Origin of the sequence: Desemzia sp. FAM 23988, from assembly GCF_045528365.1 — a bacterium.
Classification (GTDB): domain Bacteria; phylum Bacillota; class Bacilli; order Lactobacillales; family Carnobacteriaceae; genus Desemzia.
The window spans coordinates 85,235-110,185 of sequence record NZ_JBGQQS010000002.1; the positions used below are offsets into that span (position 1 = coordinate 85,235).

27 protein-coding genes are annotated in these 24,951 nt (G+C 37.5%); 24 read left to right on the forward strand and 3 right to left on the reverse strand.

Annotated elements, in window-relative coordinates; all coding sequences use genetic code 11:
- The first annotated feature begins 574 nt into the window (after positions 1-574).
- The 5 genes from ACEN4L_RS01855 to ACEN4L_RS01875 all read left to right on the forward strand — a co-directional run bounded on the left by ACEN4L_RS01855 (position 575) and on the right by ACEN4L_RS01875 (position 5,062).
- Positions 575-1,552, forward strand: a complete 978-nt coding sequence (locus ACEN4L_RS01855; RefSeq protein WP_407095648.1) for an ABC transporter substrate binding protein — start codon at positions 575-577, stop codon at positions 1,550-1,552.
- A 39-nt stretch (positions 1,553-1,591) separates the two neighbouring features.
- Positions 1,592-2,500 (forward strand): ABC transporter permease, encoded by a 909-nt coding sequence (locus ACEN4L_RS01860; protein WP_407095649.1) that lies wholly within the window; start codon positions 1,592-1,594, stop codon positions 2,498-2,500.
- Positions 2,497-3,300: an ABC transporter ATP-binding protein gene (locus ACEN4L_RS01865; protein ID WP_407095650.1), complete on the forward strand. Its 804-nt coding sequence runs from the start codon at positions 2,497-2,499 to the stop codon at positions 3,298-3,300. Before ACEN4L_RS01860 ends, ACEN4L_RS01865 begins: the two co-directional genes overlap by 4 nt.
- Before the next feature lie 178 nt (positions 3,301-3,478).
- A complete protein-coding gene (locus ACEN4L_RS01870; protein WP_407095651.1) occupies positions 3,479-4,147 on the forward strand; it encodes a DUF421 domain-containing protein in 669 nt (222 codons plus the stop codon).
- A gap of 36 nt (positions 4,148-4,183) precedes the next feature.
- Positions 4,184-5,062, forward strand: a complete 879-nt coding sequence (locus ACEN4L_RS01875) for a VOC family protein (protein ID WP_407095652.1) — start codon at positions 4,184-4,186, stop codon at positions 5,060-5,062.
- 112 nt (positions 5,063-5,174) lie between these two features.
- On the opposite strand, the gene ACEN4L_RS01880 is transcribed toward ACEN4L_RS01875, so the two are convergent.
- On the reverse strand, positions 5,175-6,134 hold the full coding sequence (locus ACEN4L_RS01880) for a rhodanese-related sulfurtransferase (RefSeq protein ID WP_407095781.1): 960 nt from the start codon (positions 6,132-6,134) through the stop codon (positions 5,175-5,177).
- A gap of 185 nt (positions 6,135-6,319) precedes the next feature.
- Between ACEN4L_RS01880 and ACEN4L_RS01885 the strand changes: the two genes are divergently transcribed.
- The 3 genes from ACEN4L_RS01885 to ACEN4L_RS01895 all read left to right on the forward strand — a co-directional run bounded on the left by ACEN4L_RS01885 (position 6,320) and on the right by ACEN4L_RS01895 (position 9,671).
- Entirely contained in the window at positions 6,320-6,865 is a 546-nt protein-coding gene (locus ACEN4L_RS01885; RefSeq protein ID WP_407095782.1) for a DNA-3-methyladenine glycosylase I, read from the forward strand.
- 212 nt (positions 6,866-7,077) lie between these two features.
- Positions 7,078-8,598 carry an NlpC/P60 family protein gene (locus ACEN4L_RS01890; RefSeq protein WP_407095653.1) on the forward strand — a complete coding sequence of 507 codons (1,521 nt, stop codon included), beginning with the start codon at positions 7,078-7,080 and terminating at the stop codon, positions 8,596-8,598.
- Positions 8,599-8,753: 155 nt separating this feature from the next.
- Positions 8,754-9,671, forward strand: coding sequence for a diacylglycerol/lipid kinase family protein (locus tag ACEN4L_RS01895; protein ID WP_407095654.1), 918 nt, complete (start codon positions 8,754-8,756; stop codon positions 9,669-9,671).
- A 59-nt stretch (positions 9,672-9,730) separates the two neighbouring features.
- Here ACEN4L_RS01895 and ACEN4L_RS01900 read toward each other — a convergent pair whose 3' ends face one another.
- Together ACEN4L_RS01900 and ACEN4L_RS01905 are read right to left on the reverse strand one after the other, a co-directional pair.
- Positions 9,731-11,542, reverse strand: coding sequence for a M3 family oligoendopeptidase (locus ACEN4L_RS01900; RefSeq protein ID WP_407095655.1), 1,812 nt, complete (start codon positions 11,540-11,542; stop codon positions 9,731-9,733).
- 22 nt (positions 11,543-11,564) lie between these two features.
- A complete protein-coding gene (locus tag ACEN4L_RS01905; RefSeq protein ID WP_407095656.1) occupies positions 11,565-13,376 on the reverse strand; it encodes a M3 family oligoendopeptidase in 1,812 nt (603 codons plus the stop codon).
- 126 nt (positions 13,377-13,502) lie between these two features.
- Between ACEN4L_RS01905 and ACEN4L_RS01910 the strand changes: the two genes are divergently transcribed.
- The 16 genes from ACEN4L_RS01910 (at position 13,503) to ACEN4L_RS01985 (ending at position 24,857) form a co-directional block, all read left to right on the forward strand.
- Positions 13,503-14,027: a VanZ family protein gene (locus tag ACEN4L_RS01910; RefSeq protein WP_407095657.1), complete on the forward strand. Its 525-nt coding sequence runs from the start codon at positions 13,503-13,505 to the stop codon at positions 14,025-14,027.
- Positions 14,028-14,134: 107 nt separating this feature from the next.
- Positions 14,135-14,863, forward strand: coding sequence for a YebC/PmpR family DNA-binding transcriptional regulator (locus ACEN4L_RS01915; protein WP_407095658.1), 729 nt, complete (start codon positions 14,135-14,137; stop codon positions 14,861-14,863).
- A 179-nt stretch (positions 14,864-15,042) separates the two neighbouring features.
- The gene (gene comGA / locus ACEN4L_RS01920) at positions 15,043-16,089 is read left to right on the forward strand and encodes a competence type IV pilus ATPase ComGA (protein WP_407095659.1); all 1,047 of its coding nucleotides are present in this window, start codon (positions 15,043-15,045) and stop codon (positions 16,087-16,089) included.
- The gene (gene comGB / locus ACEN4L_RS01925) at positions 16,043-17,113 is read left to right on the forward strand and encodes a competence type IV pilus assembly protein ComGB (RefSeq protein ID WP_407095660.1); all 1,071 of its coding nucleotides are present in this window, start codon (positions 16,043-16,045) and stop codon (positions 17,111-17,113) included. Before comGA ends, comGB begins: the two co-directional genes overlap by 47 nt.
- Positions 17,110-17,439 carry a competence type IV pilus major pilin ComGC gene (gene comGC / locus ACEN4L_RS01930; protein WP_407095661.1) on the forward strand — a complete coding sequence of 110 codons (330 nt, stop codon included), beginning with the start codon at positions 17,110-17,112 and terminating at the stop codon, positions 17,437-17,439. Before comGB ends, comGC begins: the two co-directional genes overlap by 4 nt.
- A 15-nt stretch (positions 17,440-17,454) precedes the next feature.
- A complete protein-coding gene (gene comGD / locus ACEN4L_RS01935) occupies positions 17,455-17,892 on the forward strand; it encodes a competence type IV pilus minor pilin ComGD (protein WP_407095662.1) in 438 nt (145 codons plus the stop codon).
- Positions 17,879-18,223, forward strand: coding sequence for a hypothetical protein (locus tag ACEN4L_RS01940; protein WP_407095663.1), 345 nt, complete (start codon positions 17,879-17,881; stop codon positions 18,221-18,223). Before comGD ends, ACEN4L_RS01940 begins: the two co-directional genes overlap by 14 nt.
- Positions 18,162-18,671 carry a competence type IV pilus minor pilin ComGF gene (gene comGF / locus ACEN4L_RS01945; RefSeq protein WP_407095664.1) on the forward strand — a complete coding sequence of 170 codons (510 nt, stop codon included), beginning with the start codon at positions 18,162-18,164 and terminating at the stop codon, positions 18,669-18,671. The genes ACEN4L_RS01940 and comGF overlap by 62 nt, the downstream gene beginning before the upstream one ends.
- The gene (locus tag ACEN4L_RS01950; RefSeq protein WP_407095665.1) at positions 18,664-19,113 is read left to right on the forward strand and encodes a hypothetical protein; all 450 of its coding nucleotides are present in this window, start codon (positions 18,664-18,666) and stop codon (positions 19,111-19,113) included. Before comGF ends, ACEN4L_RS01950 begins: the two co-directional genes overlap by 8 nt.
- 141 nt (positions 19,114-19,254) lie before the next feature.
- A complete protein-coding gene (locus tag ACEN4L_RS01955; RefSeq protein ID WP_407095666.1) occupies positions 19,255-20,316 on the forward strand; it encodes a M24 family metallopeptidase in 1,062 nt (353 codons plus the stop codon).
- Between the two features lie 83 nt (positions 20,317-20,399).
- Positions 20,400-20,957, forward strand: coding sequence for an elongation factor P (gene efp / locus ACEN4L_RS01960; protein ID WP_407095667.1), 558 nt, complete (start codon positions 20,400-20,402; stop codon positions 20,955-20,957).
- 54 nt (positions 20,958-21,011) lie between these two features.
- Entirely contained in the window at positions 21,012-21,437 is a 426-nt protein-coding gene (locus ACEN4L_RS01965) for an Asp23/Gls24 family envelope stress response protein (RefSeq protein ID WP_407095668.1), read from the forward strand.
- On the forward strand, positions 21,434-21,868 hold the full coding sequence (nusB, locus tag ACEN4L_RS01970) for a transcription antitermination factor NusB (protein ID WP_407095669.1): 435 nt from the start codon (positions 21,434-21,436) through the stop codon (positions 21,866-21,868). The genes ACEN4L_RS01965 and nusB overlap by 4 nt, the downstream gene beginning before the upstream one ends.
- A 137-nt stretch (positions 21,869-22,005) precedes the next feature.
- The gene (locus tag ACEN4L_RS01975; RefSeq protein ID WP_407095670.1) at positions 22,006-22,962 is read left to right on the forward strand and encodes a 2-hydroxyacid dehydrogenase; all 957 of its coding nucleotides are present in this window, start codon (positions 22,006-22,008) and stop codon (positions 22,960-22,962) included.
- A 182-nt stretch (positions 22,963-23,144) separates the two neighbouring features.
- Entirely contained in the window at positions 23,145-23,375 is a 231-nt protein-coding gene (locus tag ACEN4L_RS01980) for a helix-turn-helix domain-containing protein (protein ID WP_407095671.1), read from the forward strand.
- 30 nt (positions 23,376-23,405) lie between these two features.
- Positions 23,406-24,857: an FAD/NAD(P)-binding protein gene (locus ACEN4L_RS01985; RefSeq protein WP_407095672.1), complete on the forward strand. Its 1,452-nt coding sequence runs from the start codon at positions 23,406-23,408 to the stop codon at positions 24,855-24,857.
- The last annotated feature ends 94 nt before the right edge of the window (positions 24,858-24,951 follow it).

Here is a 24,951-nt window from a genome sequence, read left to right on the forward strand (position 1 = left end):
TATCTTCCATATTGCTCCGCTCATTATACCAAATATAAAAAAAAAAGAAAATTTTTATCTTAATGACAAAAAATATAGTTGCTAAAAAGTGTTATTTTGTCAACTAAACGTTCAAAATTAAAAGAACTATTCAATAAGAATTAAAATAAGGCGGTACTAAAATGAGTTTGTTTTAATTTAGCGGTTGACATTCTCATTATCATTCCATTATACTAAGAATATCAAATTTAGATTGCGAGTGATTCTTAATGAAAACACTGATAATAAAAGAACACATAAATCTGAATAATTTTTACTTTAGCTATTTTAGACGCTGTTTGTAGACATAAACATTATGGATGCAAACAGAACCAAGTTTGTGTCTATAGTGGCTAAAGCATTTTAGAATGTTTAAAAACCAGCCGCATAGATGAAAAAATCTAAGTGGCTGCTAAAAAAATCAATCAATAATGTATACGATTTGCACCTATTTAGATTTTTATCATCTAAATAGGTGCTTTTATTTTATTTAAAGAGAGGTGAGGAAAGAAAAATTTTGCATCAAATAAATAAAAAAAACTGGGGGGAAATGAAAATGAAAAAAACAACACAAATGAAAAAAGTAGTAGCAGGAGGAATCACTTTACTAGCTGGATTGGTATTAGCAGCTTGTGGTTCAGGTAGTTCGGCAGATGATGGCTCAATCGATATAGGAGTCCTGCAGTTTATGGAACACGAATCATTAAGTTCAGCTCGTAAAGGTTTTTTAGCTGAATTAGAGGATGCAGGCTACAAAGAAGGAGAAAACTTAACAGTCGACTACCAAAATGCTCAAGGAGATCAAGCGAACCTTCAAAGTATGAGTCAGCAATTGGTAGGAGAAAACGATGTTATTTTGTCTATTGCGACTCCAGCAACTCAGTCATTAGCTAATGAAACAAGTGGAGACCCGATCCTTTTCACAGCTGTTACGGATGCTGTTGATGCAGGATTAGTCGACAGTAATGAAGCTCCAGGACGCAACATTACGGGAACAAGCGATATGGTTCCCATTGAAGAACAAATAGCACTTCTGCTTTCACTTACACCTGAAGCAGAATCGATCGGAATTATTTATAACGCTGGAGAACCCAATTCAGAGATTCAAGCAAACTTAGCTATAGAAGCTTTAGAAGCTGAAGGAGTTACTGTTGAAGTGTTAACGGTGGCCTCAACAAATGATGTACAGCAAGTATTGACAACTTTAGCACAAGATGTAGACGGATTATATATTCCAACAGACAACACACTGGCCAGTACAGCAGCAACTGTAGGAAATATTGCCATCGAATATCAATTGCCGGTTGTTGCTGGATCAGCTGAACAAGTAGAAGCTGGAGGGTTGGCAACATATGGGATCAATTATGAAGATTTAGGACGGCAAACAGCAAAAATGGCCCTGAAAATTATTGAAGAAGATGCTGATCCAGCAGATATCGCTGTTGAAACTTCTGATAGTTTGGAATTAGTTGTCAATAAAGAAATGGCAGAAGCATTAGGTATCGATCCGGATAGTATTGTATTGCCAGAATAAAACAATTTGCGGTTGTAAATGAAGGAGCGGTAAAAATTAATGGATATTTTATTATCAAGTGCGTCCCAAGGCTTATTGTGGTCAGTGATGGCGATAGGAGTTTATTTAAATGTTCGAATCTTGAATATTACTGATTTGACAGCGGAAGGTAGTTTCCCATTAGGAGCAGCTATTACAGCGACTTTAATTGTCAACGGGGTTCCACCATGGATAGCCGTATTGTGTGCCTTGGTTAGTGGTATGTTGGCTGGAGTCATATCAGCATTGCTGCACACCAAATTGAAAATCCCTTCTTTGATTTCTGGAATCATTACGATGACAGGGCTTTATTCGATTAATTTAAGGGTTATGGGAAAAGCCAATGTCAATTTGTTAGGTGAACCGACTTTGATGAGAACGGTAGAATCGTGGGGCGTAGGGACAAAGCTGTCTACTTTTGTAGTAGGTGGAATCGTAGTAATTCTTGTCATTCTATGTTTAAAAGTCTTTTACAGTACAGAAACAGGATTGGCAATTCGTTCAACAGGGGACAATCCAGAGATGAGTGAAGCAAACGGGATCAATACCGATAAAATGGAAATCATCTCTTATATGTTATGTAATGGATTGATTGCCATGTCAGGTGGATTGATTGCTCAAGACAATGGATTTGCAGATATCAGTAGCGGTATCGGGACGATTGTTATCGCATTAGCTTCTATTATTATTGGGGAAGTCATTTTCCGAAATATGACATTTGCTAAACGATTGATGACTATCGTTATAGGTTCTATTCTGTATCGTTTGATGCTGTCGTTAGTACTAGAAATGAACGTTGATCCGCAAGACCTGAAATTATTCTCTGCATTACTGCTGATTGCAGCTTTAGCCTCTCCCCTAGTTAAACTGCCAGGAAAATCGAGAAAAAATATTCGTCCACAGAATAAGAAGGGAGCCGAAGTTTTATGAGACCTGTTTTAGAAATGAAAAATATCCATAAAAGTTTTGAAATGGGTACAGTGAATGAGAACCACGTGTTAAAAGGGATCGATTTGACGATAAACGAAGGAGATTTTATCACGATTATTGGAGGAAATGGAGCCGGAAAATCTACCTTAATGAACAGTATTGCAGGAAGTTTTATGGTAGATGAAGGCACGATTCTGTTAGATGAAAAAGACATCACCAAAGAGCCGACAATGAAGAGAGCTAAATATATTGGCCGCGTATTTCAAGATCCTCGTATGGGAACAGCTTCTCGTTTAACTATAGAAGAAAACATGGCAGTTGCTTGGAAGAGAGGAAAAAAACGCGGGTTTGGAGTAGGAGTAAAAGAAGAGCAACGTGAACTGTTTCAAGAAGCCTTGAAACGATTGGGGTTAGGACTGGAAAAACGAATGAAAATGGAAATTGGATTGTTATCAGGCGGACAGCGTCAAGCCGTTACGCTGTTGATGGCTAGTTTGGTAACCCCTAAATTATTATTATTGGATGAACACACTGCTGCTTTAGATCCAAAAACCAGTCAAATGGTATTGAACTTGACCAATAAAATTATTCAGGAAGAAAACTTGACGGCTTTAATGATCACACATAATATGGAACAAGCTATTCAATATGGAAATCGATTGATCATGTTGAATGAAGGACATATTGTGGTGGACATTACGGGAGAAGAAAAACAACAGTTAACCATTCCAGGTCTACTGGAATTATTCCATAAAAACAGCGGTAGTGTGTTGAATGAAGATGCCTTAATACTCAGTTAGAAGAAACCACTAAAAAAGGTATTTGTGTAAGAATTGTTCTCTTATACGAATACCTCTTTTTTGTTTTTTTTTAAGTCTCTTTGATGGATTTTTTGTTGTGACGGTTTACAATTAAAGGAGAAACAAAAAAGGAATTCAATCCCCTTTTTTATTCAGTAGAATAGTAGGAGGTCGAAAAATGTTTGTCACTATAGGGATCAAATTATTAGTTGGATTAGTTGGTTTGTTGATTGTTATGCGGACGTTAGGGAAAAAAGCCATGTCTGAAATCACCCCCTTTGATTTGATTTATACACTCGTTTTAGGAGGGATACTTGAAGAGTCCATTTATGATGATGCTGTCCATGCTGGACATATTTTATTTGCTTTAGCTGTTTGGGGAATGTTGATTTATGGGATAGAAGTATTTGTCCAGAAAAATGATGAAATCAATCATATCGTTAAAGGGAAACCCAGCGTTCTTATTCAAAATGGCCAATTGAATGAAGAGGAACTAGGGAAAAATCACATGGAGATGGAACAGTTACGTGCATTGCTGAGAAGTCAAAATTGTTTTTCTTTGGAAGAAGCCCGCTACGTTATCCTAGAGACGGGTGGAGAAGTGAGCGTGATGAAAAAATCTGACGTAGAGTCTATTTTGACCGTCTTACTGATTGATGAAGGCCAGATGGAGGAAAAGACGCTCAAAAGCATTGGAAAAGAAAAAAACTGGTTGTTGGAAGAACTGTCGAATGCTGGATATCCAGATCCTGAAAAAATTATCTATGCTGAATGGTCTCAAGAAAATGGATTATACGTTGTTCCTTATTCACAAATCGTTCACCAGTCATTGCATATAGATGGATAAATGAAAAAAGATGGCTATAAAAAAGGAGAGTTTAACATGCAAAAGATAGTGCCACATCTTTGGTTTGATAAAGAAGCTGTAGAAGCAGCCGAATTTTACACCTCTTTGTTTGAAGATTCAACAATAGATTCTGTTGTTCAACTTCATGGGACCCCTGCTGGCGATTCGGACACCGTATCGTTAACATTACAGGGACAAGATTTCATGTTTATCTCAGCAGGGCCCATTTTCCAATTAAATCCGTCTATTTCCCTCATGGTGAATTGTACTACGAAAGAAGAAATCAATCATCTATGGAAAGCTTTATCAATAAAAGGGACAGTCTTAATGGATTTAGGCAACTATCCTTTTGATGAGTGGTATGGCTGGATAAATGACCGCTATGGTGTTTCATGGCAGCTATTTTATGCAAATCAGCCGTTTGAGCAAAAAATCGTTCCTAATTTGATGTATGCTGGTGAACAAGCTGGAAGAGCAAAAGAAGCTATTGATTTTTACACGTCTCTATTTGAAAACAGTAAAGTAGAAAACGTTTCTTACTATGATCCTAAAGAGAATCCTGAACAAGACGGTATGCTGCAGTATGCATCATTTACTTTGGCAGGAAAGGAATTTTCAGCGATGGATAGTGTGGAAGCACATGCGTTTAAATTCAATGAAGCTTTTTCGATATTAGTGAATTGTGATACGCAAGAGGAAATCGACTTCTTGTGGAACAAACTTTCTGTAGTTCCTGAAGCAGAACAATGCGGGTGGCTGACAGACCGCTTTGGTGTATCTTGGCAAATTTCTCCAAGTATTTTAGAGGACTTGATGGACACTAAAGATGAGGAACAAAAGCAACGCGTCACAGATGCCTTTTTGCAAATGAAAAAAATGGATATTGCTGAATTGGAAAAAGCTTATAAAGGATAGTAAAGATTTGGCTAGATTCACTAAAGAGTCGATACTATGAAAAAAGCCGTCTGGTGCAAATGAGCTTTGCGTCAGACGGCTTTTTTTGATTGGTCAAATGTTCTTTCCTTTTTTAAACTGTTTCAGGCAATTTTTCGCTGATAGCTGCTAAACGTTCGGCAACTTCTTCACGACTTAAATGGTGTTCTTTGACATAGCGGTTTTCTGGAGAAATACGACATTCATGAGAACAACCGCGTAAATGTTTGTGTTCATTTTCTTCAGAGGTAATAATTTGGCGGTTGCATTTTGGATCGCCACAGTTCACATAACGTTCGCAAGGAGTTCCGTCAAACCAGTCTTTTCCTATAACCACGTGTTCTTTACGGTTGATTGGGACACTGATGCGTTCGTCAAATACGTACATTTTTCCATCCCATAAGTCTCCTTGAACTTCTGGGTCGGTGCCGTAAGTGTGAATTCCGCCATGCAATTGGGCAACATCTTCGAAGCCCTCTTTTAATAACCAGCCGGAGAATTTTTCACATCGAATTCCACCTGTACAGTAAGTAACTACTTTTTTATCCATAAATTGTTCTTTGTTTTCACGAATCCATTCTGGTAAATCACGGAAATTTTTAATGTCTGGACGTACAGCGCCTCTAAAATGACCTAAGTCAAATTCATAGTCATTCCGAGCATCGATGACAACTGTATTTTCGTCCAACAAGGCTTCACGGAATTCTTTTGGCTCTAAGTATTTCCCTGTAGTTTCATTAGGATCCACATCATCTTCCAAATTTAATGAGACAATCTCTGGACGGTAACGAACATGCATTTTTTTAAATGCGTGACCTTCAGAGGGATCTATTTTGAAGACCATATCTGAAAAACGGTCATCAGCACGCATAGTATCCATATAGCGTTGAGTAGCCTCAATAGTACCGGAAACAGTACCGTTGATACCTTCTTCAGACACTAGAATTCTTCCTTTTAATTCGTTATCTTTACAAAAAGCAAGGTGTTGACGTCTAAATTCTTCTGGCTCTTCGATAGTAGTGTATTTATAATAAAGTAGTACTCGATAATCCATAGTCAATGTTATAACCTCCAAAATATTCACTAAACAATAGGCAAAAACGGTTTACCTATATAAGTCTGCTATTCTAGCAACACATTATACACCATATAAAGAAATAAAATCAAGGACTTGGAAAAAGTGATGAAAAAAAGACATATAAGCAGAAATTCTTAAAAGTAGAGGAAGAAGGAATGAAGATGAAACGATGTTCTTGGGCAAAAACAGATTTGCTGAAAGCGTACCACGATAAAGAATGGGGAAAACCATTGCATGATGATGCAAAATTATTTGAACTGCTGATCCTTGAAACCATGCAAGCAGGATTAAGTTGGGAAACCGTCCTTAAAAAGAGAGAGAACTATCGTCAAGCTATTGATGATTTCAATCCAGATATTATCAAAGACTATACTATAGAAAAACAAGCCCAACTTTTAGAAAGTCCTGATATTATTCGCAATCGGTTAAAAGTGAAATCTATTGTGACAAATGCAAAAGCTTTTATTGAAGTTCAAAAAGAATGGGGCTCATTTAATCACTATTTATGGAGCTATGTAGATGGACAACCAATTGATCATCAAATTAGGGATGAGTCAGAAGTGCCGACACAAAACGAATTGTCACAAAAATTATCGAAAGATTTAAAGAAAAAAGGATTTTCCTTTGTGGGTCCAACCGTTTGTTATGCGTATATGCAAGCTGCTGGCTTGATGAATGATCATCATATAGAGTGTGCGTTTAAGTAGTTTGGGAGAAAAGCAATAAAAAAGGAAAATAAAAGTTTTTTTTTGATGGAGTTGTGACTGAATTTCGACAAATGAGCTGTTAATCATTCTGTAATATTGACGTTACATTGCTGATATATAAGGTATGCTATACTTCGTTTATCGTAAAAAGGATTCCAGAAGGATACCTTGACTTTGAAAGAAGTAAAACAACCGTTGGAGGAGAAGATTCTGTGAAAAAGAAATTTGTAACTATCGCATTATTAGGAACGATGACATTTAGCTCCCTTATTTTACCAACTCAAGTCGCAGCTGAACAATACACTGATAAGATTGAAGAAGCTCAAAAAGAAGCTGAAAATACTCAATTATTGATCAATGAAAAAAATACTCAATTAAACCAAATTCAATCTCAAGTTTCTACAACTGAAAGTGAATTAAAAACTATTACAAATAATATCACCAATAATGAAGAAAAAACTGCTGCACTAGCCAAAGATATTGAAGCAGCTCAAAAAGAAATGCAAACATTAAAAGATGAAATCGAAGTGCTGGAAGCAAAAATAGCTGAACGAAATGAAAAGTTAAAAGAACAAGCACGAACAGTTCAAACTAGTGGATACAGTCAAAATTACATAGATTTTATCCTTGAATCAGAATCTTTAGCCGATATCATCGGAAGAATTGATGTAGTAACAGACTTAGTAGATGCAAATAAAAGTTTAGTTCAAGAACAAATTGCCGATCAAGAAGCTGTAGTAAAGAAAACTGAACAAACAGAACAAAAGATCAACCAACAAAATGCAATTGCTATGGAATTAGAGCAAACTCGTTCAGAAATGGATCAACAATTACTAGAAAAAGAAGTGTTGGTTGCTCAATTAGCTATGGAAAAGGCCACTACTGAAGAAGATATTTCTGCATTCCTTGCTCAAAAAGAAGCTGCTGAACAAGAAGTCGCTCAATTTACGAGCATTCAAGCAGAAGCAGAAGCTCAATTACAAAAAGAAGAAGAAGAGCGTCTTGCTGCTGAAGCTGAAGAAGCAGCGCAAATTGCAGCCGCTGAGCAAGAAGAAAGTACAGCTAGTTCTGAAGAGACTGTTCAAGAAGAGTCTGTTGCAGCGACTGTATCAGAAACAACTGAAGCCGTGAATACAGAATCAAATGCAAGTTCAACTACAGAAACTGCATCTCCATCTTCTCAAAATAACAATCAAGCAAGCCAAGCAGCAGCTCAAAAAGCTGAAGCTCAAGAAAAGGCACAAGCTGAAAGAGAACAGCAAGCTAAAGAACAAAGAGAGCGCGAAAAAGCACAACAAGCAGCTCAAAAAGCAAAAGAAGAAGCTGAGAAGGAAAAAGAACAAGAAAAAGCACCAGTGGTATCCAGCGGAAGTGTATTACAAGTTGCTGGCAGCCTAACTGGTCAAGGAATACCTTATCGCTGGGGTGGAAAGTCAACTAGTGGATTCGATTGTTCTGGATTTACGCAATATGTTTTTGCAAAAGCCGGAAAATCTATTCCAAGTAACTCAAGAGCTCAATATACTTCATCAACTAAAGTAACAAGCCCTCAACCAGGAGACTTAGTATTCTTTAGTAACAATGGCAGTCCAAGTGGAATCTTCCATGTAACGATTTATACAGGTAATGGAAGTATGGTTGGATCTCAATCAAGCACTGGTCCAGCTTATGTAAGCAACTTCAAATCTAATGTATATTGGGGTAATTTCACAGTATTCTATGGTAGATATTAAAATAGAGCTAAATAATATGTAAAAAAGAGACGTATAAAAAGAAGAGTTTAAAACTTCTTTTTATGCGTCTTTTCTAGCATTAAAGTAGCTATACAAATCTAAAATGCGTAAAATAGAATTATACAAGTTTTGAAATGATAAATGAGGTGATGTGAATGGGTGAAGCAGTATTGATCGTAAATCCTTCATCGGGTAATGAACAAGCTGAAAATTTAGCAGGTGCAGTTGAAAAAAAATTATCAGGGATCTATGATAAAGTAACCGTTAAGTTTACGGAAAAAGGCGGAGATGCTGCTTACTTTGCCAGAACAGCAGCTGAGGAAGGGATAGCAGCTGTTTTTGTAATGGGGGGAGATGGGACAGTAAATGAAGGCATAAATGGATTAGCAGAACAAGAATATAGGCCCGACTTTAGTTTTATTCCTTTAGGAACAGTAAATGATTTAGCCAGAGCATTAGGGATTCCTCTAGATCCTGAAGAAGCAATCGCTCGGTTGGATACTTTAGAGAGAAAACAGTTGGATATTGGTAAAATCAATGACCATTATTTTGCGAATGTTGTGGCTATTGGGTCTATTCCAAAAGCAGTACAAGGGGTCGATGTAGAACAAAAGACTAAACTAGGGCCTTTAGCTTATTTTTTAGAAGGAACAAAAGCTCTTAGTACTAATGAAGCTTACACTTTTGAATTGGATTTGGATGAAGAAAAAATTTTGCAAGAATCTATTCTGGTCTTAGTAGCTCTAACCAATTCAGTAGGAGGATTTGAGTCATTATTGCCTAATGCAAGTACAGATGATGGGTATTTGCATTTGTTGGCATTAAAAGGAAAAACAGTTATCGATAAGCTGAAAGTGATTCCAAAAATATTTACTGGTAAAGCAATTGAGGATGAAAAAGTTATTTACCGAAAATTTAAAACAGGAACGATCCAAATAAAGGAAACGAAAGAATTAGTAGCAAATGTCGATGGTGACGAAGGTGATTCTTTACCTCTGACATTGCAAGTATTGCCGCAGCATTTAACGGTATTGGTACCTAAATCTTCAAATAAGGCTACTGAAAAAAAATAAAACTAAGACCACCTATCAAGAAATAGCTTGATAGGTGGTCTTAGTTTTTATTTAAAACATTATTTTAGATAACGTTCGGTCAATTCCAAGAAAGTTTCCACATCTTGTTTCACTAAAGAAATACCTGCTTGCCAAAAGTCTGGTTTTGTTAAATCGACATTCAGGTGTTTTTGAGCTAATTCTTCAGTGGTCATACGGCCAGTATCTCTCAGTAAGCCGATGTATTTATCTTCAAAACCTGCTCCATCTTCTACAGAGCTGTTGTAAATACCTAAGCTGAACAGGTATCCAAAAGTGTATGGGAAGTTGTAGAAAGAAACATCTGAGATATAAAAGTGCAATTTACTGGCCCAGAAAGTAGGGTGATAATTGCTTAGAGCACCTTGATAAGCTTCTTTTTGAGCTTCTTTCATTAATTCTGAAATGCGTTCATCAGTTACGATACCTTGTTGTCTTTCTTCATAAAAATGAGATTCAAACAAGAAACGAGCATGGATGTTCAAGAACATGGCTAAAGCGTTTTGCATTTTGCTGTCTAATAATGTTATTTTATCTTCTTTTGTTTTAGCATCTTTGACCGTAGCATCTGAAACGACGAGTTCTGCAAATGTAGAAGCTGTTTCAGCAACATTCATGGCATATTGTTGGTTCATTGCGGGCAGATCTTTCATCACATCGCTATGGAAAGCATGGCCTAATTCATGAGCAAGGGTAGCTACTTCATTAGCAGATTCAGAATACGTCATAAAAATACGTGATTCTTTGCTTTCTGGAAGACTTGAACAATAACCGCCGGGAGCTTTTCCAGGACGATCTTCCACCTCAATCCATTGATTATCGAAGGCTTGTTGAGCAAAATCAGCCATTTTAGGACTAAATTTACGGAAGTTTTCTACTACGAAATCAGCACCTTCATCATAAGGATATTTTTTCGGTTTAGCATCTCCGACAATAACAGGAGCTTCGATATCTTGCCAAGCTAACTGATTTTTTCCTAATAATTGAGCTTTCCGATTTAAGTAGTCGACAAAAGGTTGTTTGTTATCGCTAATAGCTTTCCACATAGCGTCCAACGTCTCACGTTTCATACGGTTGTATTCCAACGGTTTCTTTAAAAAATCTGTAATACCGTGTGCTTTATAATTCGCTAAACGGAACCCAGACAAGTGATTCAACGTGTCAGAAAACAGAGCAGATTGTGAACTCCATGCTTTTTCCCAATTTTCAAAGAGCTGTTCACGAACGGCTGGATCTGGATCGCCGTACATTTTATTCTGTGCTTGTCCAGCTGACAAGTAAATAATTGTTCCATCTTTTTCCTTAAAAGGGATTTCTATTTGAGCTACTAGAGAATCATAGTGATTGCTCCAACCTTGAAAACCATCGATGGATAAATCATTGATCAACTTTTCTTCTTGTTCACTTAAGAGGTCTTTTCCCTCCGACCGTGTTTCACTCAAAACGAATTCAACAGGCTTAAAAGCAGGTAATTGAATCAATTGCGCCCAATCCGTATCAGAAATTTGTACAAATTTTTTCGTCAAGATAGTTTGAGCTGTTTGATAGCGACTTGTAACAGCGAAAATCTTTCCAAATAAAGCTCCCGCTTGTTTATTGTTGACGTCTTCTGAACGAAGAGCTTCAATAAAGGTATAAGTTTGTGAGATTCCATCCATTAAAGCATTCTGTACCTTCAATAATTTTTCTAAGGCCGTGTAGTTAGGGCTGTCTGCCTCTGGATTCCATTCTTTAGCAGAGTTGGTTAGTTCAGTTGCTTGTTTGTCTAATAAAGCTAATTTGTCTTGTAATGCAGCAGATTCGCTTCCTCCAGGGAAAATAGATTCTAAGTCCCAAGTTAAACTGTATTTCATAGTGAACAGTCCTTTCGATAAGTTAATGAGTATATTTTTCTGTCATTGCCATAAATGTATGAATATCATTTGCAATCAAATTGATTCCATGCTGCCAAAAGTCAGGCTGAGTCAAATCAACACTTAAATGTTTTTGAGCCAGATCATCAGTAGTCATAGAACCCGTGTCTTGCAATAAGGAAATGTATTGTTCTTCAAACTCTGTTCCTTCATTTAAGGATTTGGCGTAGATTCCCATACTGAACAAGTAGCCAAATGTATAAGGGAAATTGTAGAAAGGTACTCCAGTATTGTAAAAATGCAGCTTGCTTGCCCAAAAAGCAGGGTGGTAGTCACTTAAACTATTTTCAAAAGCTTCTTTTTGAGCAGCTTCCATCAACTCATTTAAGCGATTTTCAGTAACAATGCCTTCTTGGCGTTCTTTATAGAAATGAGTTTCAAAAAGGTAACGTGCTTGAATATTCATAAACATCGTAGCCGCACGTTGAATCTTGCTGTCTAATAAATTGATTTTTTCTTCTTCGCTTTGAGCTTCTTGAACGGTCGCATCTGCAACGATGAGTTCTGCGAAAGTAGAAGCCGTTTCTGCAACGTTCATAGCATAACCGCGATTCAAAGCTGGTAATTCACGCATCACACTGCTGTGGAAAGCATGTCCTAGTTCATGAGCTAAAGTGGATACTTCGTTTGGAGACTCTGCATAAGTCATAAATATCCTTGATTCACCCGACTCAGGTAAATTGGCGCAATACCCGCCAGGACGTTTTCCACCTCGGTTTTCTGCTTCTATCCAACTGTGATCAAAAGCGTATTGAGCAAAATCAGCCATTTTTCCACTGAATTTACGAAAATTTTCTACAATAAAGTCTGCCCCTTTATCGAAAGGATACCGTTGAGGCGCATAATCACCTAATAAAACGGGCGCTTCTACATCTGCCCATGAAAGCTGATCTTTGCCGATCAAAGCAGCTTTGCGATTTAAGTAGTCTACGACAATGGATTTATTGGTATTGATTGTCTCCCACATAGTATCTAAAGTAGCTTTGCTCATACGGTTGTATTCCAACGGTCGTTTCATAAAGTCTGTTACGCCATGCGCTTTATAATTTGCTAAACGAAAACCGGCTAAATGATTTAGGGAATCAGAAAACAAAGGAGCTTTTTTGCTCCAGACTTTTTCCCACTCCGTAAATAGTTGCTGACGAACGGCTGTATCTGGGTCAGACTCCATTTTATTCTGAGCTTGCCCAGCGGAAAGCTGCGTGATACTACCGTCTTTTTCCGTAAAAGGAATGGAGATAGTGGCAACGATAGAGTTATAATGATCACCCCAGCCATTAAATCCATCCAAGGATAAACTATTGATCAAAGCTTCTTCCTCTTCACTTAATAATTCTTTCCCTTGAGTCCGATCTTCGTTTAAGACGAAAGCAACTTCAGTAAACGGAGGTTGAGAAATCAGTTTTTCCCATTCACTATCTGGGATAGCCACTGTCTTTTTCGTTAAAACAGTCAGTACAGTAGAAAAAGAGCTGCGTGTCTCAGTAATCTTTCCGTAAACAGCACCGGCTTGTTTATCGGTAACATCAGCAGACATTAGACCGCGAATAAAGGTACTGGACTCGCTCAAACCAAAAGAGAGTGCTTCCTGTAAGGTTAAAATATCTTTTAGCTCCGTGTATAATGGTTGATCATTCTTCCATTCCCAATCGGTTATTTTCTGAGAAAAATCTGTTAATTGCTGTTTCATGAGCTGGATTTTCTCTTGCAAATCGGCGGATGAACTTCCACCGGAAAAAACAGAGTCCATGTCCCAGTTAATATTATATTTCATCCATAACTTCCTTTCTAAATTTTAATCTTCCTCTCTTATTGTAGAATTAATTTATACAAAAATCTATGTATTTACGGTAAAATATATAATTGAAGTTTATTTTAACACGAAAATGAGGAGAGAATTATGAATACAACTATCAAAAGTACTATCTACTTGGGCATGGCCTTTTTAATGATGGGGGTACTTTTTTACAGTTCTTCCCAACCTTACGGCGATCAATCAGTCACTGGCCTATTGGACCAATTATTGGCAAATGAACCCTTAAAAGGTTTATTGAGTCATGTTCGTTTTACGTATGCAGGCAGCGAAGTGAGTATAGGTGCTAGCGGCTACAATGATTTTATTGAATTCTTTATCCGAAAAGCAGCTCATTTTGGTTCGTATTTTTTATTGGCCCTTTTTTGGTTTTTAGGATTAAAGGATCGAGTAAGCGGCATTTACTTGACGGCACTTCTTTCATGGATGCTGGCAGTTGGATATGCTTCTTTTGATGAGTTCCATCAAGGGTTGACACCTGATAGGACACCTTTGTTAGAAGATATATTTTTAGACAGCATTGGGGCGCTTACGGCAATCATTTTCGCTTTAATCTATTTTTTAGTGTGGAAAAAATCTTATAAATCAAAAAGAAAATTTAAACGAGCCTAAAGAATTGTAAAACCGTGATATGGCGGTGTTGCGACTAGTTGTCATTTTTGGTAAAATAGTAAGGCTTGAATGAAACAACAATATTATAACGAAATGAGGAATTGTGGATGTCAGGACATTCGAAATGGAACAATATCCAAGGACGCAAAAATGCACAAGATTCTAAACGTGCTAAAGTTTTTCAAAAGTTATCGAGAGAAATCTATATGGCTGCAAAGAGTGGTGGACCTGACCCCAACGATAACCCTCAATTACGTTTGGTATTAGATAAAGCCAAATCTAACAATATGCCGAATGACAATGTTGAACGGGCGATTAAAAAAGCTTCCTCAGCGGGTGAAGGTGAAAACTACGATGAAGTATCTTATGAAGGATATGGGCCAAATGGAATTGCCATTTTGGTTCACACTTTAACAGACAATTTAAACCGTACTGCCACCAATGTGAGAACGGCATTTAATAAAAATGGCGGATCATTAGGGGAAAAAGGTTCTGTTAGTTACATGTTTGACCGTAAAGGATACATTGCTATCGAACGTGAAGGTCTTGATGTGGATGAAGACACGATGATGATGAGTGTGTTAGAAGCTGGCGGTGAAGAACTGCAAACTTCAGAACCGGTTTTTGAAGTTTACACAGATCCGTCTGATGTGGCAGATGTGCGTGATGCTCTAGAAGCAGAAGGCTACACTTTAGCTCAAGCTGAAGTAACAATGGTCCCACAAATCTATATTGAATTGCCGGAAGATAAAAAAGAAACATTTGAACAATTGATCTCTAAACTTGAAGATGATGATGACGTTTCTGAAGTTTATCACAACGCTGAAATGGAATAAAAAAAAGATTCGCAACTCGAAAAAATTCGAGTTGCGATTTTTTTTTACGCTAAAAATGAAAAATCCAGCAATTGACCTATATTAAGGTAATACACCGTATGGGAGTAGAAGCCCTACAATAAAAAGCAAAATGACAACATGTAAACTCGTTTAGAGGGTCAATAGAAAGGAGGTTTTTTATGGAATTGGAAGAAATAGCTTCCGGAATGATCGCGAAAGCCCATTTTACAGGCGTAAGCGACATTCATATTTTACCGGAAGGAGAGGCTGTATTCTTGATTTATTTTAGGATTGGAGGAAATATGGTGCTTCATAAAACAGTCGAAGCCATGGAAGGAGAGCGATTAATTTCCTATTTTAAATACATTGCCAATATGGATGTAGGAGAAAGAAGGAGACCGCAGAGTGGGTCAGCTAATTTAGAAAATGAGTATGGGGTATGTGCGTTGCGCTTTTCAACAATCACCAACTACCGTGCCCAAGAAACGATGGTTATCCGGTTATTGAACCAAGTGAAGCAGCGATTGCTGCGAACGACTGCTTTTTTCCAGCAAGAAGTACAAGAAATTGAACGACTAGCTAAATTCAAAAGCGGTTTGCTGCTTTTTTCAGGTCCGGTTGGTTCAGGCAAAACCACTACGATGTATCAATTGATTCGAGAAAGTTCACAGAAGCATAAACAGCAGGTTATAACCGTCGAAGATCCTGTAGAGATAGAAGAGCCAAGCTTTTTGCAGTGTCAGGTCAATGAAAAAGCTGGAATCTCCTATTCGACTTTACTACGTTCCAGCTTGCGTCATCATCCCGATGTTTTGATCATTGGCGAAATACGCGATGAAGAAACGGCTAAAATGGCTATCAGAGGGGCTTTAACAGGACACCTAATTCTTGCCAGCATCCACGCGAAAAATGCCTTGGGGGTACTTTCTCGTTTGGAAGAGCTGGGCGTTTCTAAAGAGCAGCTTCGGCAATCCCTATTAGGAATCGTATATCAAAAGTTAATCCCGCGTTATTGTCCGTTGTGTCAAGGAGATTGCCAATTAGCGTGCGGGCACTATAAAACGGAAAATAAACGTGCTGTATTGTATGAAGTGATGTCTAAACATCAACTGGATCAACCACAAAAGACAACAACGGCCAATCGAACGTTTAATCATTTATTGCGAAAGGCGACTGCATATGGATACGTCAGTGAAGAAAACTGCCAAAAATACCAGATTCCTTAAATCAAAGCAAACAGCTATACAAGCCTCTTTTTTAATTAAATTGTCTACGCTGATTTCCGAAGGATTTGCGCTAAAAGAAGCTTTGCAATTCTTGGCCACCATCATGCCTAAAGAAGCCGAATGGATAACCATTATTCTCGTAGGCTTGGAAAAAGGAAAACGATTTGATGAAATGCTGAAACAATTGGATTTTTCAGAACGAATAACTGCTCAGATTTATTTATCTTTGGTTCATGGCCGTTTTGCTGAATCATTGCGAACGAGCGGAAAATACCTGGAAGAAAAGAACCATCAAGAGAAGCAGCTGTTAAAATTGTTGCAGTACCCCATCTTGTTACTTGGATTTATGACTGGAGTAGTACTGGTTATCCGCACCATATTGTTGCCTAATTTAATGCAGCTGGGTATAGGACAAAGCAAAGAACAGTCAATAGCAGCATTGCTTTCAATTGCATTTGTGCAATATTTTCCATACTTGGTTGCAGCCGTTCTTATAGCAGGGTTAGTTGTAGTCCTCCTGTTTTATGGTCATTTAGCGCAACAATCGGCTGTCAAAAGAGCAAAGATTTTAACGTCGATCCCATACTTTGGCAAGTTGATCCGATTGTACTACACGCATTATTTCAGCTATGAATGGAGTCAATTATTTAAAAGTGGTTTGCAATTAAATGAAATGATCAGCTTAATGCAGACACGCTCAACGACTAAATTAATGCAGGAAGTCGCTGTGAAAATAGAACAATCGTTGATGGAAGGGAAGAACTTTAAGGAATCCATGAATGATTTGCCTTTTTTTAATGAAGAATTAGGATTGATCGTCATGCATGGAGAAGCTACTAGTCAGTTAGGGAGTGAATTGGCAGTCTATTCAGAAGACTGTAAACAGCGTTTTACTGGAGCCGTTGAAAAAAGTTTTTCGTACATCCAACCGGTTATTTTTATCCTTATTGCGTTAATTATTTTGTGTGTTTATTTAGCTTTGTTGTTACCTATGTATAGTTTATTTGAGGAGGGAATATTTTGAAAAACACGAAAGTACTATCCAATAAAGGGTTTACATTAATTGAAATGGTGATTGTTCTTTTTGTCATATCCGTGATCATGTTGTTAGTCATTCCTAATTTATCCAAAAGCAAAGATTCTATTGATTCAACAGGAAACGCCGCATTTGCGACTGTCGTCCAAACGCAATTGGATCTGTATCTTATGACAGAAGACTCGGCAGGATTGACAGACGCAAATACGTTTAATGTACTAGGGACTAAAAAATACTTGAATGATAACCAGGTAGAACAAGCAACTCAAACGTTGAAAGTAACCAATGGAGTGGTGACATTAAAAAAAGAGTAAAGGAGATAAGAGGATATGTTAAAAAATCAAAAAGGTTTTTTACTGCTGGAAAGTTTACTCGTATTGTCTATCGCTGCCAGCTTAGTGCTGATTCCTCAACTGATGTCTAGAAGTGCCACTGCTGCTATAGAAGGTGATCTATTTAAGCGAAATTTAGAAAGCAGTGTGACGGCAACCCAAAACTATGCAGTATTGTCAGGAAAAATGACAAAGGTGGAACTTTTTCGGCAAAATCGAAAGATTACCTTTACTGTATTAGAAGACAAAAATCATCCATTCAATCATACCCTTTTTTTTCCTGAATCTGTATCTTCCCTAACCAATGCGATTGAAATTTATTTTCTTGGCGGAAGTGGAAACATCAAAAACTTAGATTCCATTACATTCAACATAAATGGAGAAAATACCAAATTAAAATTTCAATTAGGGAGCGGAAGGTATGATTGGGAATAAACAACTCGACCAAAAAGGATTTATGCTGTTGGAGGCTGTTATTTCTTGGCTGGTATTGGTGACATGCCTAATGATTTACATTCCTTTTTTAATGAATATGACATTGTCCATCAAAAACAGTAGAAATGAAGTAGAACTCACCAGAATTGGATACGAGCAAATCCAAAAAAGCCTCTTAGCTGAACCTATAGAAACAACATGGATAACCGCAGGAAAAACATATTACATTTCAGAACAAGAAGCGGGGCGATGGAAAGGAATTCGCGTCTATGAAAAGGAACAAGAATGGACCCTTCAAATGCTTTCTTTTACCAATACAACGGCTCAATAATAAAGGTTTTACTCTTCTTGAATCGATCATAGCGCTGCTTGTTTTTGCTCTTTGTTTTTCTTTGTTCTCTTTAGCCGTCAAACAAGTACAATCTATTCACAACGTGCAACAATCTGATCGTCAATTGGAATGGCATTTGTTTCTGAACCAATTTGAGTTTGATTTGAAAGAAAATCAACTCAAGGAAGTGACTAAAGAACAAGTAGTGTTCAACCAATATAGTGAAAAAACAGGTGTAACGGAGAAGGTTTCTTACAAACGAAAAGGACAAAAAATGATTCGTCAAGTGGACTCTCAAGGGTATCAGCCTATGTTGATGAAATTGCATACTCTAAACTTTAAGCTAAATGGGAAATTTTTAGTCATCCAAGTGGAATTTATGAATGGCGAAACCTATCAATCCCAAATCAATCTCAAAGACCATATCGAGGAGCCTAAAAATGAATGAAAAAGGTGCAATTCTGCCATCCATTATCGTATTTGTTTTTTTATTAGTTGTGATTTTATTGGGAAGCGTAAGTATTTACCACGATCAAATGCATCAATTGTTTGCTACCAAAGAATCTTATAATGCAAAAGGGATGTTACTGTTAACAGAAGAGGAATTGAGAATGAAGCTGAATAATTCAGAATGGATTGAAACAGGAAAGGCAACCTTTAAAAACGGAGAAGTGACAGTTAAAAAAATGTCGACTAATTTGTATCAATTAACAGCTGTTACCAATAAACAGTTTTCTATGACTAAACAAATGAAATATGTTGTTCCTAAAAAACAACTGGAGCAAAAAGAAAAAGCAAAATCAGTTGAAAGTGAAAGCATAGAAATAGAGAGACCAGTCAATCTGATAAATCAAATAGATGAAATGCAGAAAAATCAACTTATTCCATAAACAGTTCTTTGAGCAATCACAAATCAGATTGAGATGCGATTGCTCTTTTTTGTTTTCATTATTTGACTAAGCTATTGGTTTTTTAGCTGGCAAAAGTGGTGTATACTATACATAGATGCAAAATTTAAGGAGTGATGCTCAGTGACACGATTGGATAATTTACGTAATGCTATGAGAGTAAAGGGGTTGGATGCCTTATTGATCACCAGTCCATTTAACTTGCGTTACATTTCTAACTTTACAGGAACAACAGGATTGAGCTTGGTTACATTAGACAAAGCTTATTTCGTAACGGACTTTAGATACACTCAACAAGCAGCTCATCAAGCGGTTGGTTTTGAGATCGTACAAAATTATGGTTCGATTTATGATGAAGTAGCTCGAATTGTCTTAAAAGACCAATTGAAAAAAGTGGGATTTGAAGAAAATTTTGTAACTTTTAGTTTACATCAATTATTAACCACTATCGTGACCAGTGAACTAGTGCCGGTAACAGGATTAGTAGAAGAGTTGCGTGAAGTAAAAGATGCAGATGAAATTGCTACAATCAAAAAAGCTTGTGAGATTGCTGACTCAGCCTTCCAATTTATCTTAGGAGAAGTTAAAACAGGAATGTCTGAAATTGAGGTAGCCAACAAGCTGGATTTCCACATGCGCGGTTTAGGAGCTACGGGAGTGTCTTTTGAGACTATTGTAGCTAGCGGTGTCCGTTCTTCTATGCCTCATGGAGTAGCTAGTGATAAATTGATTGAAATGGGCGACATGATCACGCTGGACTTTGGTTGCTATTACAATGGATATGTTTCAGACATGACGCGTACATTTGCTATTGGAGATCCAGGTCAAAAAATGAAAGATATTTATCAAATGGTGCTTGATGCACAATTGATGGTTTCTGAAGCTGCTAAACCAGGTGTGACAGGAGTTGAATTAGACGCCGTAGCACGCGATTATTTTGCTAAACGAGGAGTCGCTGAAGCATTCGGTCATTCAACTGGGCACGGAATTGGATTAGAGATTCATGAAGGTCCAAATGTGTCTCGTTTAGCTGAAAAAGCTTTTGTACCAGGTAATGTGATTACGAATGAACCAGGTCTTTATTTTCCTAATGTAGGCGGGGTTAGAATCGAAGATGACTTAGTCATTACGGAAACAGGAAACGAAATTATTGTCCACTCTCCTAAAGAGCTGATTATTCTTTAATAGTGTTCCGATTATTAATAGTCAGAACGCACAAAACATGGTAAACTTAAGTAGAATGACATTGGAGTGTAGGAGGAAAATATATGATTTCAGTTAATGACTTTAAAACAGGTTTAACCATCGAAGTAGACGGGGGCCTTTGGCGCGTCGTGGATTTCCAACATGTTAAACCAGGAAAAGGTGCAGCATTTGTACGTTCTAAACTAAAAAACTTACGTACTGGGGCAATGCAAGAAAAAACGTTCCGTGCTGGTGAAAAAGTAGGAAAAGCACAAATCAACAACCGTCGTATGCAATATTTATATGAAAATTCTGGGTCACATGTATTCATGGATACGGATAATTACGAACAAATCGAATTGCCAGGTGAATCTATTGAAGCTGAATTAAAATATTTGAAAGAAAATATGGAAGTTCAAGTAATCATGTATGAAACAGAAACACTAGGTGTTGAATTGCCGAATACGGTTGAATTAAAAGTTGTTGAAACAGAACCAGGGATTCGCGGAGATACTTCTTCAGGTGGGACTAAACCAGCAACATTGGAAACAGGAGCAACAGTTAACGTACCTTTCTTTGTCAACGTAGACGATGTTTTAATCGTCAATACACAAGACGGATCATACGTTTCCAGAGCTTAACAAACTGCTGAATGGATGCATTTAACCGTTAAGAACAGAATGAGGAGGGATCTTATGGCTCAAGAATCAATACTTGCTGTAAACGATACTAAAGGATCATTGGGTGAGATCGAAGTCGCTCCAGAAGTTATTGAAGTGATTTCAGGTATCGCCGCTAATGAAGTCGATGGAGTCTATGCCATGCATGGAAAATTGGCCTCAGGCGTTACAGAATTATTTGGTCGTGTTAACCATAAAAAAGGGGTTCATTTGACACAAGATGAAGAAGGATTGAAAGTCGATATTTACTGCTATTTTAAATATGGCGTATCTGTACCTTCTGTGGCACTTGAAATCCAGAGCAAAGTACGGGATCAATTACTGCAAATGACAGACATTGAATTGAATGAAGTAAATGTTCATATTGTCGGTATAGTTCCAGAAAAATCAGCAATGAATGATTTATTAAATATAATGGATGAAGACGGTGAAGAAGAGTGAGTTTGACAAGACGTGAAATAAGAGAAAAAGCGTTGCAATCACTTTTTCAACTTTCCGCAAATAAAGATCTATCCAAAGAAATTGCTATGCGAGAAGCCCTGATCAACAACAATGACGGTAGTGAAGAAATAGAAGAAGTTTCTATTCCGACTTACTTAAATGAATTGGTGTCGGGTGTGATCGAACAGCAACAAGTGATTGATGAAAAGATTGACGCTCATTTAACAAATTGGTCGATTAAGCGTTTGGCGAAAACAGATTTATTAGTCATGCGAATTGCTGTTTATGAAATGTTGTTTGTTGACGATGTACCGAACAAGGTAGCTTTGAATGAAGCATTGGAAGTTATCAAGTTGTATAGTGATGAAAAATCACGGAAATTTGTAAATGGTATTTTATCAAATATGGTAAACGAAGAAAAAGAGGACTAGTCCTCTTTTTTTTGTATTCTACTAGTTGGATAAAAAACGAGGCTCATAGGATAAAGGAACTGTTAACCGATTTATCTTGCAAAAAGAGCGTGTTTTTTAGACAATAAAGGTAAGTTGAGTTAAAAGGAGAGGTTAATGTGAAAATTAAGTTATTGGAACCCTTGCGTGTACCGGATGAAATGATTGAAGATTTGTCTCGCCCCCTTAAAGACCTTGGGCATGATTTTGAATATTACAATGAAAAAACGACAAACACGACTGAATTGGTCAAACGAAGCCGTGATGCGGATATTGTAATGATCGCGAATAATCCTTATCCTGCAGAAGTGATTGAAGCTGCAGAACAGTTGCAATTGATCAATGTGGCATTTACTGGGGTCGATCATGTAGACAAAGACGCTGCAAAAGCTAAAGAGATCAAGATCGCAAACGCAGCCGGTTATTCAAACCAAGCAGTAGCAGAATTGGTCATCGGTTTAACATTAGATCTCTATCGAGGCATCACTCAAGGAAATGCCGATATCCGGAAAAATGATTTTCCTGGTCCTTTTCAAGGTAATGAAATCAAAGGCAAAACAGTGGGGATCATCGGGACTGGTAAAATTGGGACAATGACGGCGAAGTTGTTTAAAGCTTTCGGAGCCCAGTTAATTGGATACAATCGTTCAGAACATAAAGAAGCAAAAGAACTGGGACTTGAATACTTAGAGTTGGAAACACTGATGCAGCAAAGTGATATTATTTCAGTTCATTTGCCACTGAATGACGAAACAAAAGGAATTGTCTCTAAGGAGATGTTGTCTAAAATGAAATCTTCTGCAATCCTAGTGAATTGCGCTCGAGGCCCCATTATAGACAATAAGGCTTTAGCAGAACTGCTCAATGCAGGGGAAATCGCAGGAGCTGGAATCGACGTATTCGATATGGAACCGCCTCTACCGGCAGATTACCCTTTATTAGAAGCTGAAAATACGGTTTTGGCACCTCATGTTGGTTATCTAACAGATGAGGCGATGATATCAAGAGCTTACATTGCGTTTGAAAATACATTAGCTTTTGTCAAGGGCGAGCCGCAAAATATTGTCCAAGAATAACTAAGGAAGCACTCTAAAAACGAATGAAAGACCGGTGGAAGCAACAGACTCTTCATGAAGGAGTTTGTTGCTTCTTTTTTAAGAAACCATTAGATTTTTATTCAAATAAGAAAGAGTCTGGGACAAACGCCAGCGAAGTGATATATAATAAAAACGAATTTACATTTATAAGGAGCGGGAATATGTATCTAAGCATTCTAGAAACTGCAGAATACCTTCAATTACCAGTCAATGAAATTCATCGATTGATACGTGAAAAACAAGTCCGAGTGGTTCGGATAGACAATGAAACACTCCTAAACAAGGAACAGTTCGATCTTTTTTTGAAGGCACGTGAAAAAAAGAAAGCAGAAATAGAAGAGTATCTGAACACGCCTTTGCCTGAGGACCCAGATATCAAAGATGAAGATTAAAATCCCCACATGAAAGAGAAGTGTCCAGATTTGAACAGAATAGCTATCATTGGAATGGGTGCTGCAGGAGTCAGCGTTTTAAATGCCCTAGCAAGAAATACGTCTTATCACCAAGATCAAATTATGCTGTATGACCAGTCTAAAACATTTGGTACAGGGATACCTTATCAATCTGACTCAGAATGGTTATTGATCAATCAAACTGCCGATACCATGAGTCTGGATTCAGAAGATCCATTAGATTTTGTAAAATGGGCTGAACAGAAAAAAGGCATCCAAAATGGGCAGAAAGTATTCTTTCCGCGTCCATGGTTTGGAGACTACATGCAAGAGAAATTAGCTTCAGCTGTACAAGTCGTTCACCCCAAAATCACTCAAGAGCTGGTGACTGATTTTGATGTGCAAGAAGACGGCACCTATTTAGTACAAACAAGTACGACAACAGAAGTTTATGATGCTGTTCATTTATGTATCGGCCATTTACCTTATCAAGATCCATATCATCTGCTTCATAACAAAAAATACATTCACAATCCGTACCCGGTCAAAGAAAAATTAGCAGATATTCCAAGCGAATCTCGTATTGGTATAATTGGTACTGGACTAACAGGAATTGATTTGATGCGCTACCTTAAACACCAAGATAAAGGATATTCTGTGCACATTTTTTCTCGATACAATCAATTTTCATTGTATCGGGGCTATGAGCCAGAAATAACATTAACCCATTTGACAGTAGAAAATGTGCAACAAGCCAAAGCTCAACACAACGGCTTCGTTCCATTAAAGCAGATGATAGAATGGTTCTATTTAGAATGTAAGGACAAGCAGGTTGATTTTGATGACTTACGAACAAGTTTTTCAAAAGGAACTAAAGAACAATTGGAAAGACAATTGCGTAATGATAAGGGTATCGGAATGCTGCAAGCTATTATCCATAAAATGGACGCTCATCTCGCAGATTTTATGCAAGTTTTAACAGAAGCAGATAAAGAAATCTTTTACTCCGAGTATGAACCCCTGTTTAAACACTTCAGGACGCCGATGCCAAAAGAGTCCTTGAAAGAATTGCTCCAATGGTGGAACTCTGGAGAAATCGACGTATGGGAAAGAATGCAGTCGGTTGAGGTAGATGCAGCTAAGTTCAAAGTGCTGGTCGCAGACGATGAAACAGTCGAAGTGGATTATTTAGTAAATGCTACCGGGCATGATATGAATGTCAAATCCTCTATGTATCAATCTGACTTGATGAATCAGTTAATTGAGAAACAAATCATAGAGCCAGAACGATTTGGCGGTGTGAAAGTCATTTGGCCTAGTGCAGAAGCGATCAGCCAACGATTTGGCATTCTGGAACGTTTATTTATTCATGGACAGCTTATTCAAGGGATACAATATGGAAACAATGCGCATTTATTGATGCAAAAGGCTTATCAGGTGGTCAATATCGATGCAAAGGAACAGATGAAAATCAAAAACTAGTAAAAAAGGAAGGAATAACAGGGCTAATCGACACGCTGTTATTTCTTTTCTTTTAGATAAAAAATCCTTAACTATTTTATGAGATGTGGCAGTT